This is a genomic window from Piscibacillus salipiscarius JCM 13188 (genome assembly GCF_001311865.1).
Classification (GTDB): Bacteria; Bacillota; Bacilli; order Bacillales; family Alkalibacillaceae; genus Piscibacillus; species Piscibacillus salipiscarius.
Map to the genome: position 1 here is coordinate 29,631 of NZ_BBCD01000023.1, position 17,844 is coordinate 47,474.

Genomic DNA, 17,844 nt, shown 5'->3' on the forward strand with positions numbered 1-17,844 from the left:
CTTATTTAAGATGAGTATCACAAAACTCACTCACGACCTGTTCTTTTATTTCTTCAATGGGAAATTGATTCGGGTAAGTTGAAATCATTAACATAACCCCTTGAAGTGTTGATGAAAAGTATAAGGATCGTTTCTTAGGTTCATCAACACCTAACTCTTCAAAAATTTGACATTGAATCTCAAATTGTCTTGCATTCTCTTCAATAAGTATCTGACTATATTTAATTAATACTTCATCTTCTATGGGTTGTGTTTGTAGATGCAAATAAAATCGAAAAACTTGCGGTTCTTTATAGACATTGTGAATAGCATGCTCAATAATATATTTTAGTTGTTTATCCGGATTTTTAAGTGTTCTAGCACCTTCTATAACCTCAGCTACATTTTGAATTCGCATGTTTACCATGGTCGCAATTAGTTCTTCTTTGCCTTTGTAATAATTGTATAACAAGCCCTTAGAAATTCCTGCTTCATTAGCAACCGCACTAATTGAAGTTGCATGATACCCTTGCCTAATAAATAACTCCATTGCAGTTTGAATTATTTTCTCTTTTGTTTTATTACGTATACGCTCATTTTCTTCTTGGTTTCTGGGCATTAACAATCATTCCTTAATAAAGTTAGTGATTTGTTCATAAAGTTCTGAAGGATGAGTAAGAGTTACCATATGATCTGCATTTATTATCTCATAATTACAAACATCTGAGGCTACATCGAAGCAATTTAAAACACGATGATTATCTTTAAAATCGACACCTCCTATTAAAAGTAAGGTCTTTACGGTTAAGTTGGTTAACCTTTTATTAGCAGGAGGCGCAGGCCAAATCATCTCAAAAGCGGGCCATTGTAATACTCGTTCAAAGTATTTCCGGTGCATTTCAACCATAAAATCACGATGTTCACCAGCCATGACCACCTTATACAGGGATCCCTTTAATGATAAATCAACCATTTTGTTAATATCTGGCGCAGCTTGATTAATGTTATCTAGATATTTCTTAAATTCATGAGAATACTCAAACCCTGACAGCGAAGGCGCAATTAATATTAGATTCTCAACACGTTCAGGGTACATTAACGCAAACTCTGTCGCAATTTGTCCACCAATTGAATGACCAACTAGTGATACTTGAGGTTCTTCTAAATAATCAAGAAGCTTTAGCAAATCATCTACATAATCGACCTGACTTGTAGTGGGCGATGGCGAATTTCCAACTCCTCGCGCATCAAATGTAATAACTTTAAAGTGTTTGACTAATAAAGGCACTAAATACGACCATTCCCGCATATCAACTCCTCCACTATGAAGCAGAACAATTACAGGACCTTTTCCCCTAGTCTCATAATGCAAATCCATGGGCAACCCTCCAAAAAGAATTTATAACTTCATTTTACATTGAATGACCGTTTAGTCAATAGAAAAACAAAAAATAAAATGTAAAACATATTTGACATTTTTCTATTTTAAAATACAATGAAAATGTCAAATATATTTTACAAAGAGTAGGCGGTATTTAATGAAAAATAATATTAGAGGATTACGTAAAGCCATGAAAATATCTCAAGAAGAATTAGCTAAACGATCAAATGTTTCACGTCAAACCATTAATGCTATAGAGAATAATAAATACGATCCAACTTTAAACCTCGCTTTTACGATTGCTTATCTATTAAATACCAATGTCGATGATCTTTTTCAATTTGAAATTAAAGAAAATAAAAGGAGGTAAGGTGTATGAAAAATTAAAATTGGTTGGAGCCATACTCTTAGGTATAATTGTAATAGTATTCTTAGGGTTGTACATTACAGATTTCATTAATGATGAAGAAGGACAAATGGCAGATATTATTATGTGGGTCTTAATTGTTCTAGTGTTCTTCCAATTCGCAACTTGGGGTAGTGATCGTCAAACAGAAAAAGATGAAATGGGTAAACAAATTAAGGATAAGAGTGGGAGAATTAGTTACTATATTTTAACGGTTCTTTTACTAGCATTCTGGTTTATTGAAAACATCGTAAACGGAAGTCTCAGTAGTTTAGGCAATGTCTTAATACTTACTGCTTTATGTTTAGCAGTTATTATATATCCAATAGTTCAATATATATTCGCTAGAAAAATTTTTAAATAACAAAACAGAGTGCATTTCCTATGTGAAATGCACTCGACTAAGTTCATTAACAGTCTTTGGATTATCGATTCACGACTCTATGTGGTTATTGCAGATTCAACTGCCAAGATACACCATAGCGGTCATTTACCCAACCAAACTTTCTGCTAATTTCATATTTGTCTAAGGGCATTAAAACTTTCCCGCCATCACTTAATTTTTGAAACAGTTCTTCAATTTCATCTTCTGAATCACACTCTAAAAAGATAGAAAACGATGGAGTGAAATCAAATTCATGTTTAATCGAGCTATCCATACATCTAAACTCCTGATCTTTAAGCACGAATGTTCCTTGTACGATTTCTCCTTCTTCACCAGGACCTTCTTTTCCAGCACGTTTAATCTCACTGATCTGCGAATCGTCAACAATTGACGTATAAAAATTCATCGCCTCTTCAGCCTTACCGTCTTGAAACATTAAGAATGGGGATACTTGTTTCATTTAATCACTCCCTTTTACTTTATGTATACCACCTTAAGCAGTATCTTTATACAAATAATTGTATTTCGTTTCATTTACAAAATAAACAAAAATGAAAGACAATATTAACATTGATAGTGATAAACCTATAATCGTAATTCTTAACGACAGAATGTCACCTAGAAAACCAACAACTAAAACAAGTAAAACCTGTGCAGCACTTTGAACTAACTGAATGATACTCGTAACTCTTCCCATTAAATCTAACTGCACATTATTTTGATAGAATGTAGTGATTCCTGCATTTAAAAACACTAAGAAAAAACCAAGTACCACAAAGCCAACTGTAATCGAGATAAACGACCATGAAAGGGCATAGATGACGTATCCAATAGATGACAGTAAAATCCCAATACTAATCATGAATCTTAATGAAAAATTATTCGATAGGAAAGATAAGATCACACCACCAGCCACCGATCCAATTCCTGTGATACTAATGAGTAAACTGTACTCCGTCTCACTTAGCCCTATGACTTGCTGTGTAAAAACAATCTCTTGGGCATCCATTGCAAATGTTGCTACCATGACAAATATAAAGCCTAAATAAATGGCCGATACATAGAGATTTTGCTTCATAAAATGCTTGACCACTCCAAAATCATCTATGACCTGTTTTAATGTTAATTTAGGAGCTGACTTCAAATCCAGATTCTCTTTATCAGCTATTTTCATAAGTAATAGTGCCGCTAGAATAAAGAACCCTCCATTTATCCAGAGTGTTGTTTGAAGGTCCAATAGTAAAATTAACGAACCCCCTATAGCTGGTCCAATCATAAACGCTGTTGATGAAGTAAAGCTTTTAATGGAATTAAAAACGTTTTCTCATATCTTTTGGAATAATTACTGTTATATAAGTCATCGATGAAGGCCCGAAAAAAGCATTAGCAATACTTAGTAAAATTAAAATAATATAAATAAAAACGATATGGGGCATAAGAGGAATCAGTATAATTAAAGATCCTCTAGCTATGTACGTTTGAATCATGATTTTCCGTTTGCTACGAAAATCTATGTAACTTCCAGTCCAAAACTTCGTAATAATGTTAGTTAGAGGTCCGATTAACCATAGTGCAGCAACTGCTGTGGCAGAACCCGTATTGTTATAAACTAAAATATTAATACAAACTAAATAAATAAAGTTTCCTAGATTACCTAAACTCAGTGATGCTAGAAGATAAACGGCATTTCTCCACTCACTCCTCATAACCCACCTCCTAAATTTAGATTACCACAAGATCAAGTTAATAAATGTTAAAAAATTCTGAACTTAATGGCACTCCATATTTTTGACTGCGTTGGTTACCTCATTTATCTTCCTAATAATTCCATGTCGTAATCCAAAAGTTTGTAACACTTTAAATTTTTGTAAAGCTTGTGTTAAGAGTTTGCTAGAGTTGTAGTTTCCCATTTAACTCTATTGTACAATCGGACTTGAAAGGGAGCTTCTTTAAATTGTGCACAATTTAATCAAAAGAATCTTCCTAATTGGCCAATGTTACACATCAACCATTAAGGGAGGAAATATTTTGTTAAACAAGCACCTATTCAAAAAAATAATGAGTGTTGTCATCGCAGGAGTATTGGTAGGTTCAATCTTTACTAGCTTCTCTCTCGCAAATGATACTGTAACAGCGGATCAAAATGTTAAAAGACAGGCAAAAATTAAGAACGTCATCTTTTTAATAGGAGATGGTATGGGGCCAGCTTACAATACAGCTTATCGTTACCTACAAGACGACCCATCTACACCATATATGGAAAACACAGCATTCGATGAACATTTTGTCGGTATGCAAAAACTTATTCATGGGATCATGAAGAAAGTATTACAGACTCGGCTGCAGCAGCTACATCACTTTCTTCAGGAATTAAAACATACAACGGGGCTATTGCAGTAGATATGGAAACACAAGAAGTTCCAACTGCCCTTGAATTAGCCAAGAAACAAGGTAAAGCAACTGGACTTGTTTCCACTTCACAAATCAACCATGCAACACCCGCTTCATTCGGAGCCCATGATGAATCACGTCATGATTATGACCAAATTGCCGGTGATTATTATGACGAACTCATTAATGGAGAACACAAAATTGATGTCATGCTTGGTGGCGGTACCGATTACTTTGTTCGAGATGATCGCAACCTTGCAGAAGAATTCGAACAAGATGGATATAGTTATGTAACGTCTAAAGAAGAGCTGCAAAAAACCAAAATAATCAACTACTTGGTTTATTTGCCCCAGTCGGCTTAGAATACGCTATTGATCGACCAGACTCCCAGCCTTCACTAGAAGAAATGACCAGCGCCGCTCTTGATCGACTAAGCAAAGACAAAGATGGATTCTTTTTAATGGTTGAAGGTAGTGAGATTGATTGGGCAGGACATGACAATGATATTGTAGCAGCTATGAGCGAAATGAAAGATTTTGAAAAAGCTTATAAAGCAGCGATTGAATTTGCGAAGAAAGATAAACACACACTTGTTGTGACCACTGCCGATCATTCAACTGGTGGCCTAACTATGGGAATAGATGGTGAATATAAATTTGACCCAACAGCTATTACAAAAGCTGAACACACCCCTGACTACATGGCTGAGCAAATTGCAGATGGTAAAGAAGTTAAAGACGTTCTAACAGAAAATATAAATTTTGAACTAACGTCTAAAGAATTAACATCTGTACAAGAAGCTGCTAAGTCAGAAGATGGCACTGAAATTGATAACGCTATTGAAGAGATTTTTAATAAACGCACAGGAACAGGATGGACTACCGGCGGGCATGATGGCGTAGACGTTAACGTATACGCATATGGACCTCAATCTGAGTTGTTTAATGGACTTCATGACAACCATGAACTTGGAAAAATTATGATGGAATTGATGTCAGGTAAAAGAGTTAAATAAACCAAAACAGTGCCACCTTAAAGTGCTATATGCCTTTAAGGTGGTTTTTATATTTTTACGCACCTATAAAATACCCAAACGCAAGGTACAAAATAGCAGCAATTCCAACTCCTATCGAGACTATTTTAAGCTTGTAGCGAGCATAATCTATAAGCGGCACATTCATAATAGATGCCGTCGTGATCGTCGTATCTCCAAGTGGGGACGTCATAGCACCAAATGTCCCGCTCGCAAACACGGCTCCAACTGTCATTGGAAGGGAAGCACCAGTTGATGCGGCAAGGGCGACACCAAGTGGCATAAAGATTCCCCACGTTCCGAATGATGACCCGATAAAATAACTCACAACAGAACCAACTAAGAATACAATCGCCGGAATTGTGAAGGCTGGTAAAAATGACCCTAATGTCGCACCTATAAATTTAGAAAAGCCAAGATCCTCTGCAACGAGAGACAGTGCCCATACTAAAATCAGTAGTATTATTGGTTCCATTAACTGATTTCCGCCATCGTAAAAGTGATACAACGTTTCATCCAGCTTTTGTTTTCTGATCATGTAAAAAATAAATGTAAATATTAACGTGATAAACACAGCTAGTAATATAATAAAGGTTGCATCCGCTTCTGCAAAAGCGTCAAATATACTTTCGGCACCTTTCTCCATCCCATCCTGCCATAACAAAAATAACGTTAACCCAAGCAGTAAAAATAACGGGACAATTAAGTTCCAAGGCTGAGCTTTAACAGTAGATAGCTCTTTCTTAATTCCTTTTCTATGGTATTTTTCCTTTTGTTTGGAATGTTGACTTTTGTCTTTTTTCTTAGGCTTCGACCAAAATGTCCAAATCAACCCGATGATTAACATTACAATCGCCAAAAGTTATAAGGAATACTGGATAGAAATACTTCATAAGCATCTGCTTCTAAATTATGTTTCTGGATTCCGCCTTCAATAATCGAAACCATAAATCCTACAAATGCCGTTGCAGCTGGTAATAACACAATGACTGAACTAGTCGAGATATCCATTGTAAAACCGACTTTCCAGCTGGACATATTAACTTTTTTAAGTAGCGATTTAACTACTGGTCCAATCATCATGATTCGAAACATTGGCATCATAAAAGTGAAAGGTAAGGTTAGCCAAATGGCTGATAAAAGCCCCCGTTCAGAACCAATTTTCTCACTTGCCCACTCAGAAAACCCTTTAACCCCACCAGAAATTTGCATCATGCCAATTAAACCACCAAATAAATATAGAAAAGCAATGATATTAATATTCCCAGGGTCAGCAATCGTTTCAACCACATAAGTAACCGATTCTTTAGCACCATTTAAAATACTAAAATCAACTAAATATGCCCCAACCACTAACCCTAACACGAGCCCAGGAAGAATCTTTTTAACGTAATGGATAAAACGATCACAATGACAAACGGAATTAATGAAAGCCACGTCTGTTCCATTAAACTCACTCCTATAAATCCTATTGTTACCACTTCACCGACGTATCATTTATAAAAAAATATATACAATGTAAATATATGATAAAGTTAAGGTGATGTATTTCAAATACAGGGGGAATCGCACATGGATAGTAATTCTGTCGATCAGATTGTGAAAGATATAGAATTCATAAAAAAACAACTCAATGAAAAGATGGTAACCAAACTTGGATTAGATCAATACATAAGAATTGCTAAACGATTAGATGACCATGCTAATGAGTGTGAAGAATGTGTTAATTTCTTAGAGGATTTAGAGCGCCACTTCAGAGATTTACAACATAGAATCAACGATCTAAATAAAGAAGATTATCAACGTCATCACAAACAAACGAATAACATAAAAAATCACTTACAAAAAAAGCACGGGCTAGTACCTGAGAATCATTATATGACGTTATATATGTCAGTCGGGATTAGTCTTGGTGTTGCCTTAGGTATGCTTCTTTTTGACAACTTGGCTTTAGGAATTCCCATAGGAATGACACTTGGCATTGCGATTGGTAGTGGAATGGATTCAGATGCAAAAAGAAAGGAAAATGATATAATCTTATTGCTTACTAGAACATAAAGGAGCGTCATAATAGATGAAATTAAAATTTTTATTAACTACTATATTGGTTTCAGTCATTTTAACTGGATGCGGGCAAAGTGAAGAAGCATCATCAGGAGATGTTGATATAAAGGAACTCGTGAATGATTATAGCACTGATGAAATAACAGAAGGTTCTGCTTCCATCACGTCAGAAAAACTCATTATTCAAGATCAGGATGGACAAGAAAAATTTATGACTTACCAGAAGACGAGTTTTTGTCTCTATTGCCCCATTTGTAAACCAAACACATCCATGTACCAACCATAGCTTAACTGGCTGTCAAGGTGAGATGGTTGAAGAGACATTTGATGTTTATATCGAGAATCAAGATGGTGAAGTCATTGTTGATAAAGAAATGAAGACATTTAAAAATGGCTTCTTTGATTTATGGCTTCCGCGGGAACAAACATATAACGTAACAGTAAAGCACGATGGAAAGATCGCCGAGCAAAAATTTCTACGTATGAGCCAGATGGAACTTGTATTACCACAATGCGATTATCCTAAGATGTTTTAAAAACCCTTCAAATTCATTTTGAAGGGTTTTTTGTTTATCGTTCTTGATCAAAGTCATCTGGATTTAATTCATCTGTTATATCATCTTGTATTCGGCCGTTATTAAGCTTTTCCTCTTTTTGATCAAAATCATCTGGATTAAGTTCGTCTGTTATTTTATTTTTATTCAGGCGGCTATGTTGGTTGTTTTGACTTCGTTGATCTTTACGGTCCATGTTGTTCACTCCTCTAATTTTATATGTTTAGTTTGAGGAGTGGAAAAACAATTATACACCCTTAATTACAACCATTCTCCTTAGTTATATCATTTGACAATTGGATAATCTTTTAGGATCTGAGTTCGTCGGAACGTCCGGCTGCCAAGCGGGGCCACTGAGCAGTTGGACGACCGTTCTGTTGAAACTGACCACCTTTGGAGCCCCAATGCTGCGGCCAACCCTCTGGCGAATCTTCCCAGAACTCTTGCCTACCGTAAACAGTCAAATCCAATAATCCGTACGAAGGTGACATCAGCTCATTGCCACGCCCGGTTGTCCAGTAGGTCTCGTAGACCCTCTCACCGTCACGGAGATAACAGACTAAGATACCGAAATGCCTGTCCACGATTAACCGATCTACTGATTCCTGCGGCACCGAATACCAGGGTATCGTCCAGCCCATAAAGTTGCGATATTTCTAACTCTCCTCGAATGGTCCCTCACAGAAAGTGGCATAGCTTACGTCCCTTGAATGCAGATAGGATAGCTCATTAATGTGAGTCGTGGAAAATGTGCAGCCCTCGCACTGCTCAGATGCGGGTTTGCCTGTGTGCCACATGTGGAAGTAAACAATTAACTGGCTGCGACCTTCAAACGCATCCAGCAAAGTAGCTGGGCTATCTGGTCCGATTAGTGGGGTGGTCGAATCCACCTCCACCATAGGCAACCGTCGACGGGCTGCCGCAATTGCGTCACCTTCACGAGTATGCGCCTTCTCTCGGATTCGCAACTCATTCAGTTCATTTTGCCAAGTGGATCGAGCGACCACTTTAGGCAAAGCAGAATTGCTAAAATAATCATTCATATAACTACCTCCTATTTTAAAGCTTTTTTCTATAGAATCGGCAGTAACTACTTGTTGTAAAGAAATTTACCTCATCAATCTGCTGTTTAAAACCATTAACATAAATCTCAATTGTTGCTCCCTCTTGTAGGAAGATACTTTTCCATTTAATGAAATAATTCAATTCCACAATATCACGTCGAGTTATTTAATAAGTATCTTTACACTCTTTATGTACACAAAATACCTTATAAGGAATATTCTTATCAAGGAATATTTAGAATTTTCAGTATAAATTGTTTCTTAAGGAGATTTTAATCCATTAACTCCTATAAAAAGTATTTTATGTGAATATAAAAAGCTGAGGCTAAATAACCTCAGCTTTAAACTTTATCATTATTCCACTGTTACAGATTTTGCTAGATTCCTCGGCTTATCAACGTCACAGTCACGATGAAGGGCTGCGTAGTAAGAAATTAGTTGTAATGGTAATACGGACACTAATGGTGTAAATAGGTTATGAACTGTTGGAATGACGAATGCGTCACCTTCACGATCTAGTCCTTCTAAACTAATGATACAGTCATTAGCTCCACGCGTTACAACTTCTTGTACGTTGCTTCGGATTGAGCTGTTAACGTGTTCTTGTGTTGCTAGGGCAATTACAGGGGTACCATCTTCGATTAACGCGATTGTACCGTGCTTAAGCTCTCCGCCCGCAAATCCTTCAGCTTGGATATATGAAATTTCTTTTAGTTTTAAAGCACCTTCTAATCCAACGTAGTAATCAAGTCCGCGTCCGATAAAGAAGCAATTACGTGTTGTTGAAAGGTAATCTCGAGCGATTTGATCGAAAACTTCCTTTTGGTCACATAGAGCTTCCATGGCACTTGAAACGATTCCTAATTCTTTCATTGGATCAAAATCTAATGTTAAGCCTTTAGCACGAGCTGTATCTACAGCTAAGATCGCTAATACGGCCATTTGTGCTGTGTAAGCTTTTGTTGATGCAACGGCAATTTCAGGTCCTGCATGTAGATGCATCGTATAATTTGCTTCACGAGAAAGGGTTGATCCCGGCACGTTTGTAATCGTAAGTGCTGGGTGTCCTAATTTATTGGTTTCCACTAATACTGAACGTAAGTCCGCTGTTTCACCACTTTGTGAGATGAACACAAATAACGGCTTTTCAGATAGAAGTGGGAAGTTATATGAGAACTCACTTGCAACGTGTACTTCAGTTGGTACTTCTGCAATTTTCTCTAAAAATTCTTTTCCGATTAAGCCAGCGTGATAACTTGTGCCAGCTGCGATAATATATACACGATCGCACTCGCTCATGGCTTTACGAATATCTTCATCTAGCTTAATATCGTCATTTTCATCCTGATATTCTTGAATGATTTTACGCATGACGAACGGCTGCTCATCGATTTCTTTCAACATGAAGTGAGGGTAAGTGCCCTTTTCAATGTCACTTGCATCAATTTCTGCTGTAAATGGTTCACGTTTAACTGGTGTGCCATCTAATTTCTGAAGTTCTACGCTGTCTTGTTTAACAATGACCACTTCTTCATCCATTAGCTCAACGAATTGATCGGTTACTTGTAACATTGCCATAGAGTCACTAGCGACAACGTTAAAGTTTTCACCTAAGCCAACTAATAATGGGCTTTTGTTTTTCGCAACATACACTTCATCTGGATTTTCTGAATCTAATACCGCTAATGCATATGAGCCATGTAATAGGCTAACTGTTTTACGGAATGCTTCAAGCGTATTACCTAGTTCTTGTGCGAACTTCTCAACTAACTGAACAATAACCTCAGTATCTGTCTCACTAACAAAGTTCACACCTTCAAGATACTCACTTTTAAGTTCTTGGTAGTTTTCAATCACACCATTGTGAACTAAAGTGAATCTGCCAGATGTACTTTGGTGAGGGTGAGCGTTCGTCTCGCTTGGCTCACCATGAGTTGCCCAACGTGTATGACCTATTCCAGTTGTGGCCTTAACATTCTCATCCACAGCATCGCGTAAGGTCGCAATACGTCCTTTTACTTTAAATACGTTCATGTCTTGATCTGAACGTACCGCAATACCTGCTGAGTCATAGCCACGGTATTCTAATTTTTCAAGTCCTTTTAAAAGAATTTCTTTTGCGTCTTTGTTACCAATATATCCTACAATTCCACACATGTCGTGTTACCTCCTATGGAAAGAGGCAAACAAACTCCTGATGTCAGGGGCATTCGTTTGCCCCTTTCTCGTATTCTGTATTTTTAGGTCATCTTATTTTAGTTGGTTGTGCATAGAGTTACCTCTATGTTTTCAACTAAAACACACAGCTGAGATGACGTGCAGCTGGAAGGCACCCGCCGATGATTCGATGAAACCTTCTCCTCGTCAACTATTTCTAGTTAAACCGTCCATAGAAATAGTCCTGGCGCTTTAATATTAAGTTTTCCGACTACGCTCCTTTCCATTCCCGAATAACGTGCATTTTAAACAGCACAACTCATATTTTACTTTAAATTCAAGCGATTGGTCAATTACATTTTATTAACAAAAAGCATAGGGCACTATAACACCCTATGCCTCTTCTATAAGTATGCAATTTACATTCCTAATTGTTCCTCAATGACTTTAACAACTTGTTTCACATATTTATCGCAGTCATCTTTAGTTGGCGCTTCAACCATGACGCGTACAACTGGCTCTGTACCAGAAGGGCGTACAAGTACACGGCCTTTATCGCCTAATTCTTGCTCAACGCGATCAATTTCTTGCTTAACTTTTTCGTTATCAGTAACACCATGTTTGTCAGTTACACGAACGTTCTTTAGTTCTTGAGGGAATTTCGTCATACCCTCAGCTAATTCAGATAAAGGTTTGCCAGTTTCTTGCATAACATTTACGAGTTGTAACGCTGATAACATCCCGTCACCCGTTGTATTGTGATCTAAAAAGATAAGGTGTCCTGATTGTTCGCCACCTAAATTGAAATCATTCTTACGCATCTCTTCCATGACATAACGGTCTCCAACTTTAGTCTTTGCTGTTGAAATACCTAATTCATCAAATGCACGGTATAACCCGATGTTACTCATGACTGTTGTTACGACTGTATCTTGCTTCAGCCGGCCCTGACTTTTATAATAGCTTCCGCAAATGTACATAATTTTATCGCCATCTACAATATTTCCTTTCTCATCTACGGCAATAAGACGGTCTCCATCACCATCAAAAGCTAACCCTAGGTCTGCACCTTGCTCAATCACGGTTTCACGCAGTTTTTCAGGATTAGTTGATCCATATCCATCGTTAATATTAAGACCATCTGGGGATGCTCCAATAGCCATTATGTCCGCTTCAAGGTCCGCAAATAAATGGGATGCGAGTGGTGATGTTGCACCATGAGCACAGTCTAACACAATTTTGACCCCATCAAAGTCAGTATCAACCGTTTGTTTTAAGTGTTGTAAGTATTTCTGGCCACCTTCATAGTAGTCCATCACTTGTCCAATGTCTCCGCCAACTGGACGAGGAAGATTATCTTCACCATCCAATAAGGCTTCAATTTCATCTTCTTGCGCATCTAATAACTTAAACCCATCAGATCCAAAAATTGATTCCATTATCTTCAACTGGATTATGTGAAGCTGAAATCATGACGCCAGCTTGAGCACCTGAGGCCTTTGTTAAATAAGCAACTCCTGGAGTTGAGATGACACCTAATCGCATCACTTCGACCCCAACAGATAGAATACCTGCGATTAATGCGCCTTCTAGCATCTCTCCTGAAATACGAGTGTCTCGACCAACTAGAATTCTTGGCTTTTCTGTTGCATTTTTTGTTAAAACATAACCGCCAAAACGGCCTAGTTTATAAGCTAATTCTGGTGTTAGGTCTTTGTTTGCTATGCCGCGAACACCGTCTGTACCGAAATATTTACCCATATTATTTCGCTCCTTTATTCTCTTCCATATTTCTAATCTATTTATTCTACTCGGACTCTAACCCGTTCTGTTTCTGTTTTGTAGCGTATACCGTCTGGCGCTTCAATGTTTATATCTTTATAGACTTCACCTTCTATGGTTTCCGATACGTCTATCCACACGCGGACATCTTCTTTACTTAACTCTTCTAAATCAGATGCCTTACCAATGAAAGTCACGTCAATTAAAGGCTCTTCAGGTTCCACAAAGGTAATGTCTTTACCTTCTGCTAAGTTTTCGACTTCAATATCTAATTCGGTTAACTCTCGTTCCTCAGCATTTTCTACAACTACCTCAACTTCAATTGTTTCAGGTTCTACTTTTCTAACCCCATTTGGTGTTTCTAATTGATGTTCAATCGTAGTCGTTTCACTAATTTCTGATAAATCTACCATAATTGGATCAATTTGGTCAATTCCATCTAGAGCTTCATTAGACCCATACATTGTCGCTGTAACTGGAGTTACCTTTATATTTTCCAAAACGAGGTTCTCACTTAATTTACCAGTTGTTTCAGTCTCAATTGGTAGACGCTTGTCCGCCATAGATACATCCGCTTCAACGTTAACCGTCGACGGATTAATATAGACATTGAGTTCATTACCTTGAGAGTCATATACTTTAACTGGTATATTATTAGCATTTCCATCCTCTGTTAGGTCTTCAAAATTAACAATCGCTTTAACTATGCCAATTTTTTTCAATCTCTGACTTGGGTCCTGAAACTTCAACTTCTTTAGGGTCAATGGTTGGTTCAGACGCAAAGACTTCAGATAGGTCAGTACCATTTCTTCCTACGAATTCTAACTCTACTTGCTGTTTAATACTAGAACGCTCTTCTATGGTGACCTCAACCGTCTGAGGTTGAATGACAACGTTTAACTGGCTGGATAACCCATTATGTTGAACATCCACTTCATGAGTGCCTGGTTTTAAACCATTTAAATCAATAAACACATCAAAGTTACGCTGCCTTACAGCTTGCGTCACTACGCCGACTGGACCTTCAATGGACACTTCCACTGTATCGGGCACACCACGCACGACATGACGACCTTCATCTAACTCAACTTGTAATGCAACATTCTCCATTGTTTCAGCTTCTGTCGTCCCTTGAGGAAAGAAAAATGATTCTTGTGACTGTGAAGCATTTTCATCTATTGAAACTGTCAAGTACAGTAAGAGGGCTAGAAACAATGACACAATCCGTGTGAACCATGGGCTTTTAATCCATTTATCCATTCGTTCTTCCCCTCCAGTTCCACGATTTGCTACTTTCTTGATTGGCTTGTAATTCTTTAGTTAGCATCTTCCTCAAATCTTCTTCTTCTAATTTTCGATGAAGCTCACCATTTTCGTAGCTGAGATCATACCTGTCTCTTCTGACACCACAAGCGTCAGCGCATCTGTTACCTCACTAACTCCCATTGCTGCACGGTGTCTAGTTCCAAGTTCCTTCGAGATAAAAGGACTTTCACTTAACGGAAGATAACAAGCTGCAGCTACAATCTCATCATCTTTAATAATGACAGCCCCGTCATGCAATGGTGCATTAGGCATAAATATATTCGTTAATAACTCACTCGTTAACTTACCATTTACATTGATACCCGTTTCTACATATTCACTCATACCTGTTTCTCGCTCTATTGTTATTAAAGCACCAATCCGGCGCTTACTCATATACTTACAAGAACTAACGATTGCTTCAATTGTGTCATGAATCGCTTTTTCCTGTGAATGAGAATGACGAGAGAAGATACTGCCACGCCCTAATTGTTCCAAAGCACGACGAATTTCAGGCTGGAAAAGGATAATCACTGCGAGGAAACCCCAGTCAATCGCTTGAACGACTAACCACTGGACAGTTGTTAACCCTAGAATATTACTAATAAACCAAATACCTAAGACAACAAAGATTCCTTTTAGTAATTGGACAGCCTTAGTGCCACGAATTAACGTAAATAATTTATATATAACGAACCATACGACCGCAATGTCGAGTACGATTCCGAGGATATGTAAAAGGTCAAACTCTTCCCACACAGGCCACACACCCTTATGACTTTATTTCTATCTTTACTACATTATATGCCACCTTAATTATAGCATAAATTGTTTTTCCTATAATCGCAAAATAAAACGTCTAGCAACTAAATGCTAAACGTTAAGGACTAACAAATGATAAAAAGCTCTTAAATTCATTTTCCGCTCGATGATACATCCAGGCAAAGTATTGATCAATTTCAACTACTTTACCCTCTACATGATGTGATATATTCGCAACTTGATAATTATGATTGTTACTTGATTCGACAATTTGACTGTTAACAAGGGTTAGGTTGCCTTTAATTTTACCCATCAAAACAACCTCTGCATTCCGAACGATAAAATCACCTTCAATGATTTGATCTTCAGGAATAATCACACGGTCCCCCTCTGTGATCACACCCTCATGCTTAGATAAAGATAATTGCTGGTTTGAGTGAAAACTGCTAACTGTCGACGTAAACACCATGATAAAGAATACAACAGCAGCTGAGATTAGTGGATGCTCTTTAATAGTCTTCGAGAATTTCTTAGTTTTTGTATCTTCAGGTAAACGGCTCATAATATTAGTTTTTAAGTCACCAGGGGCCTCTACTTCTTGTACTTCAGAAAGTTTCTGGTCTACTTTTTAATATCTTGATAATGAACCTGACATTCTTTACATTCCATCAAGTGATGTTTTAAACAATTTTCTTCATCATGACTTAACTCATGATTTAATAATCGATGTAACTCTTCCTCGAAAATGTGGTTACACGCCATCTTCAATCAGCTCCTAATGGTCTTAACAAGACTTTTTCTTAAAGCCTCTCTCCCTCTGTGAAGGTGGGTTTTTACAGTCCCCACGGGTAAATCTAATGTTTCCGCTATCTCTTCTAATGACAATTCCCTTACGTATTTTAGCACAATCACAGCTCTGTACTTAACAGGTAGCTCAAGTATAGCTTCTTGAATCGTATCATTTAGTTCTTGAGCCTCAACACTCTCATCAGGAGTCGGACCCTCATGGTTGATTTGATCTAGATATGTATTACTGTGATCATCATTTATTGGTTGATCCAATATGTGCAAGGGCTTTTTCTTTCTCATCCAATCAATGCTTAAGTTTGTCGCAATTCGGTACAACCAAGGTGCAAACTTGTTCTTTTGTTTAAAAGATTGGATACTTGTATATGCTCGAACAAACGTTTCTTGTGTGATTTCTTGTGCATCATGATGATTCCCTAACATGCGATAACAATGCTGGTAGATTCCATGTTGATACTGATCAATAATATCACCAAACGCTTCGTGATTACCCTTTTTAACTTGTTTGATTAACTGCGCTAACCTAAATTCCATATTTGTCCCCCGCAAAAAAATGCGGTCATGCTTTAATACGTCTTAAAAACAATAAGGTTTCATTTTATATGTAAAAAATTCGCATGACCCTAATCCCTTTCATTACATTATACCTAAAATTTACAAAAATTAAATTTTAATTCAAAATTTGTTAGAAAAAAGAAAACCAAAGCACGCAACTAGGTGCTTTGGCTACTCAAAGATATTTATAAATATTTTTCTCCAAATAAAGTTGTTAGCATGTCCACTGCAACCTCTGCCGTTTTATTCTGATTGTCTAATAGTGGATTAACTTCAACGACTTCAACGGATGTTAATAGATCTGATTCGTGCAATAACTGCATGGCATATCTCGTTTCTCTATAAGAAGGACCACCTTCAACTGGTGTTCCAGTTCCCGGTGTATGGGCTGGGTCAATCCCATCGACATCTAGGCTTAAATGCACACCATCCGTTTGTTCTTCTAAATATTCAATCGAATTCTTCATAACGTAATCCATACCAAGACGATCAATATCGTGCATCGTAAAGACTTTAATACCGTTTTCGCGAATGATTTCTTTCTCACCTTCATCGATTGAGCGGGCGCCAATAATAACGACATTTTTTAGGATCTACTTTTGGCCCCTTACCACCTAGATTGATAAGACGGTCATGACCAATACCGATACTTGCAGCAAGTGACATTCCATGAATATTACCTGATGGAGAAATTTGACCTGTGTTTAAATCTGGGTGAGCATCATACCAAATGACTCCCATGTTTTGATAGTGATGATGAAGGCCAGCAATTGTACCAATAGCAATACTGTGGTCTCCACCTAATATTAATGGAAAATCGCCTTTACTTTTAATTTCTTTTACTTTTTCAGCTATATTTTCATTCCCTTGTGAAACCTCATTTAAGTTTTTTAAACTAGTCTCAGGATCTATTTGATTTGTACCTGTCATAGGTACAGAAACATTGCCATAGTCATTTATAGTTATTTTAAGATTCTTTAGACGTTCCACTAAGTCTGCATGTCTAATAGCATCCGGACCAAGATCTACCCCCATATTTGGTTGTGCTATAGTTATTGGAGCCCCAATAATTCCAAGTTTCTGATTCATACGCATTTACCCCCTCTTATCTGTCAACATTTTATCCATAACTATAGGATGGTTCAACTGGACAAAATCATGAATAAATATGCAGTATTGGCAGCGCTTACAGAGATGGTCTATTTCTCCCTAAATTAAA

At 37.3% G+C, this 17,844-nt stretch carries 17 protein-coding genes and 6 pseudogenes; 5 read left to right on the forward strand and 18 right to left on the reverse strand.

What is annotated here, in order from left to right; genetic code table 11:
• Position 1: 1 nt before the first annotated feature.
• Positions 2 to 598 carry a TetR/AcrR family transcriptional regulator gene (locus JCM13188_RS13940; RefSeq protein ID WP_054754649.1) on the reverse strand — a complete coding sequence of 199 codons (597 nt, stop codon included), beginning with the start codon at positions 596 to 598 and terminating at the stop codon, positions 2 to 4.
• Positions 599 to 604: 6 nt separating this feature from the next.
• Positions 605 to 1,357 carry an alpha/beta fold hydrolase gene (locus JCM13188_RS13945; protein ID WP_054754650.1) on the reverse strand — a complete coding sequence of 251 codons (753 nt, stop codon included), beginning with the start codon at positions 1,355 to 1,357 and terminating at the stop codon, positions 605 to 607.
• Positions 1,358 to 1,517: 160 nt separating this feature from the next.
• Between JCM13188_RS13945 and JCM13188_RS13950 the strand changes: the two genes are divergently transcribed.
• The gene (locus tag JCM13188_RS13950; protein WP_054754651.1) at positions 1,518 to 1,730 is read left to right on the forward strand and encodes a helix-turn-helix transcriptional regulator; all 213 of its coding nucleotides are present in this window, start codon (positions 1,518 to 1,520) and stop codon (positions 1,728 to 1,730) included.
• A 1-nt stretch (position 1,731) separates the two neighbouring features.
• Complete coding sequence (locus tag JCM13188_RS13955) at positions 1,732 to 2,130, forward strand: hypothetical protein (protein WP_054754652.1); 399 nt, start codon at positions 1,732 to 1,734, stop codon at positions 2,128 to 2,130.
• Positions 2,131 to 2,215: 85 nt separating this feature from the next.
• Here the strand turns inward: JCM13188_RS13955 and JCM13188_RS13960 are convergent, their stop codons facing one another.
• Genes JCM13188_RS13960 through JCM13188_RS19450 form a run of 3 tightly spaced genes read right to left on the reverse strand, consistent with a single transcriptional unit; the run spans position 2,216 to position 3,857 of the window.
• Positions 2,216 to 2,611, reverse strand: a complete 396-nt coding sequence (locus JCM13188_RS13960) for a VOC family protein (protein ID WP_054754653.1) — start codon at positions 2,609 to 2,611, stop codon at positions 2,216 to 2,218.
• 33 nt (positions 2,612 to 2,644) lie between these two features.
• Positions 2,645 to 3,427, reverse strand: coding sequence for an MFS transporter (locus JCM13188_RS19445; RefSeq protein ID WP_279401889.1), 783 nt, complete (start codon positions 3,425 to 3,427; stop codon positions 2,645 to 2,647).
• Between the two features lie 34 nt (positions 3,428 to 3,461).
• Positions 3,462 to 3,857 carry an MFS transporter gene (locus JCM13188_RS19450; protein ID WP_279401890.1) on the reverse strand — a complete coding sequence of 132 codons (396 nt, stop codon included), beginning with the start codon at positions 3,855 to 3,857 and terminating at the stop codon, positions 3,462 to 3,464.
• Between the two features lie 352 nt (positions 3,858 to 4,209).
• Between JCM13188_RS19450 and JCM13188_RS13970 the strand changes: the two are divergent.
• Positions 4,210 to 5,557, forward strand: a pseudogene (locus JCM13188_RS13970) (alkaline phosphatase).
• 55 nt (positions 5,558 to 5,612) lie between these two features.
• Here JCM13188_RS13970 and JCM13188_RS21335 read toward each other — a convergent pair.
• Together JCM13188_RS21335 and JCM13188_RS21340 are read right to left on the reverse strand one after the other, a co-directional pair.
• Positions 5,613 to 6,422 carry a Na+/H+ antiporter NhaC family protein gene (locus JCM13188_RS21335; protein ID WP_369405059.1) on the reverse strand — a complete coding sequence of 270 codons (810 nt, stop codon included), beginning with the start codon at positions 6,420 to 6,422 and terminating at the stop codon, positions 5,613 to 5,615.
• Entirely contained in the window at positions 6,422 to 7,012 is a 591-nt protein-coding gene (locus JCM13188_RS21340) for a hypothetical protein (RefSeq protein ID WP_369405060.1), read from the reverse strand. The genes JCM13188_RS21335 and JCM13188_RS21340 overlap by 1 nt, the downstream gene beginning before the upstream one ends.
• A gap of 135 nt (positions 7,013 to 7,147) precedes the next feature.
• Between JCM13188_RS21340 and JCM13188_RS19455 the strand changes: the two genes are divergently transcribed.
• Together JCM13188_RS19455 and JCM13188_RS19460 are read left to right on the forward strand one after the other, a co-directional pair.
• Positions 7,148 to 7,633: a glycine zipper domain-containing protein gene (locus tag JCM13188_RS19455; protein WP_279401891.1), complete on the forward strand. Its 486-nt coding sequence runs from the start codon at positions 7,148 to 7,150 to the stop codon at positions 7,631 to 7,633.
• Between the two features lie 16 nt (positions 7,634 to 7,649).
• Positions 7,650 to 8,165 (forward strand): annotated as a pseudogene (locus JCM13188_RS19460) (CueP family metal-binding protein).
• Positions 8,166 to 8,209: 44 nt separating this feature from the next.
• Here the strand turns inward: JCM13188_RS19460 and JCM13188_RS13995 are convergent.
• The 11 genes and pseudogenes from JCM13188_RS13995 to rocF all read right to left on the reverse strand — a co-directional run bounded on the left by JCM13188_RS13995 (position 8,210) and on the right by rocF (position 17,714).
• The gene (locus JCM13188_RS13995; protein WP_054754654.1) at positions 8,210 to 8,389 is read right to left on the reverse strand and encodes a hypothetical protein; all 180 of its coding nucleotides are present in this window, start codon (positions 8,387 to 8,389) and stop codon (positions 8,210 to 8,212) included.
• Between the two features lie 112 nt (positions 8,390 to 8,501).
• Positions 8,502 to 9,236 (reverse strand): annotated as a pseudogene (locus JCM13188_RS14000) (DUF899 family protein).
• A gap of 375 nt (positions 9,237 to 9,611) precedes the next feature.
• On the reverse strand, positions 9,612 to 11,414 hold the full coding sequence (glmS, locus tag JCM13188_RS14005) for a glutamine--fructose-6-phosphate transaminase (isomerizing) (RefSeq protein ID WP_054754655.1): 1,803 nt from the start codon (positions 11,412 to 11,414) through the stop codon (positions 9,612 to 9,614).
• Between the two features lie 419 nt (positions 11,415 to 11,833).
• Positions 11,834 to 13,175, reverse strand: a pseudogene (gene glmM / locus JCM13188_RS14010) (phosphoglucosamine mutase).
• Positions 13,176 to 13,216: 41 nt separating this feature from the next.
• Positions 13,217 to 13,918 carry a CdaR family protein gene (locus JCM13188_RS14015; protein ID WP_054754656.1) on the reverse strand — a complete coding sequence of 234 codons (702 nt, stop codon included), beginning with the start codon at positions 13,916 to 13,918 and terminating at the stop codon, positions 13,217 to 13,219.
• Positions 13,896 to 14,456 carry a CdaR family protein gene (locus JCM13188_RS14020; RefSeq protein WP_054754657.1) on the reverse strand — a complete coding sequence of 187 codons (561 nt, stop codon included), beginning with the start codon at positions 14,454 to 14,456 and terminating at the stop codon, positions 13,896 to 13,898. The genes JCM13188_RS14015 and JCM13188_RS14020 overlap by 23 nt, the downstream gene beginning before the upstream one ends.
• A pseudogene (gene cdaA, locus JCM13188_RS14025) lies at positions 14,449 to 15,260 on the reverse strand (diadenylate cyclase CdaA). Before cdaA ends, JCM13188_RS14020 begins: the two are co-directional and overlap by 8 nt.
• A gap of 121 nt (positions 15,261 to 15,381) precedes the next feature.
• On the reverse strand, positions 15,382 to 15,825 hold the full coding sequence (locus tag JCM13188_RS14030; protein ID WP_054754658.1) for a polymer-forming cytoskeletal protein: 444 nt from the start codon (positions 15,823 to 15,825) through the stop codon (positions 15,382 to 15,384).
• Between the two features lie 59 nt (positions 15,826 to 15,884).
• On the reverse strand, positions 15,885 to 16,025 hold the full coding sequence (locus JCM13188_RS19465) for an anti-sigma factor family protein (protein WP_279401892.1): 141 nt from the start codon (positions 16,023 to 16,025) through the stop codon (positions 15,885 to 15,887).
• A 6-nt stretch (positions 16,026 to 16,031) separates the two neighbouring features.
• Positions 16,032 to 16,604, reverse strand: coding sequence for an RNA polymerase sigma factor SigW (gene sigW / locus JCM13188_RS14035; RefSeq protein ID WP_054754659.1), 573 nt, complete (start codon positions 16,602 to 16,604; stop codon positions 16,032 to 16,034).
• Between the two features lie 206 nt (positions 16,605 to 16,810).
• Positions 16,811 to 17,714, reverse strand: a pseudogene (gene rocF / locus JCM13188_RS14040) (arginase).
• Between the last annotated feature and the right edge of the window lie 130 nt (positions 17,715 to 17,844).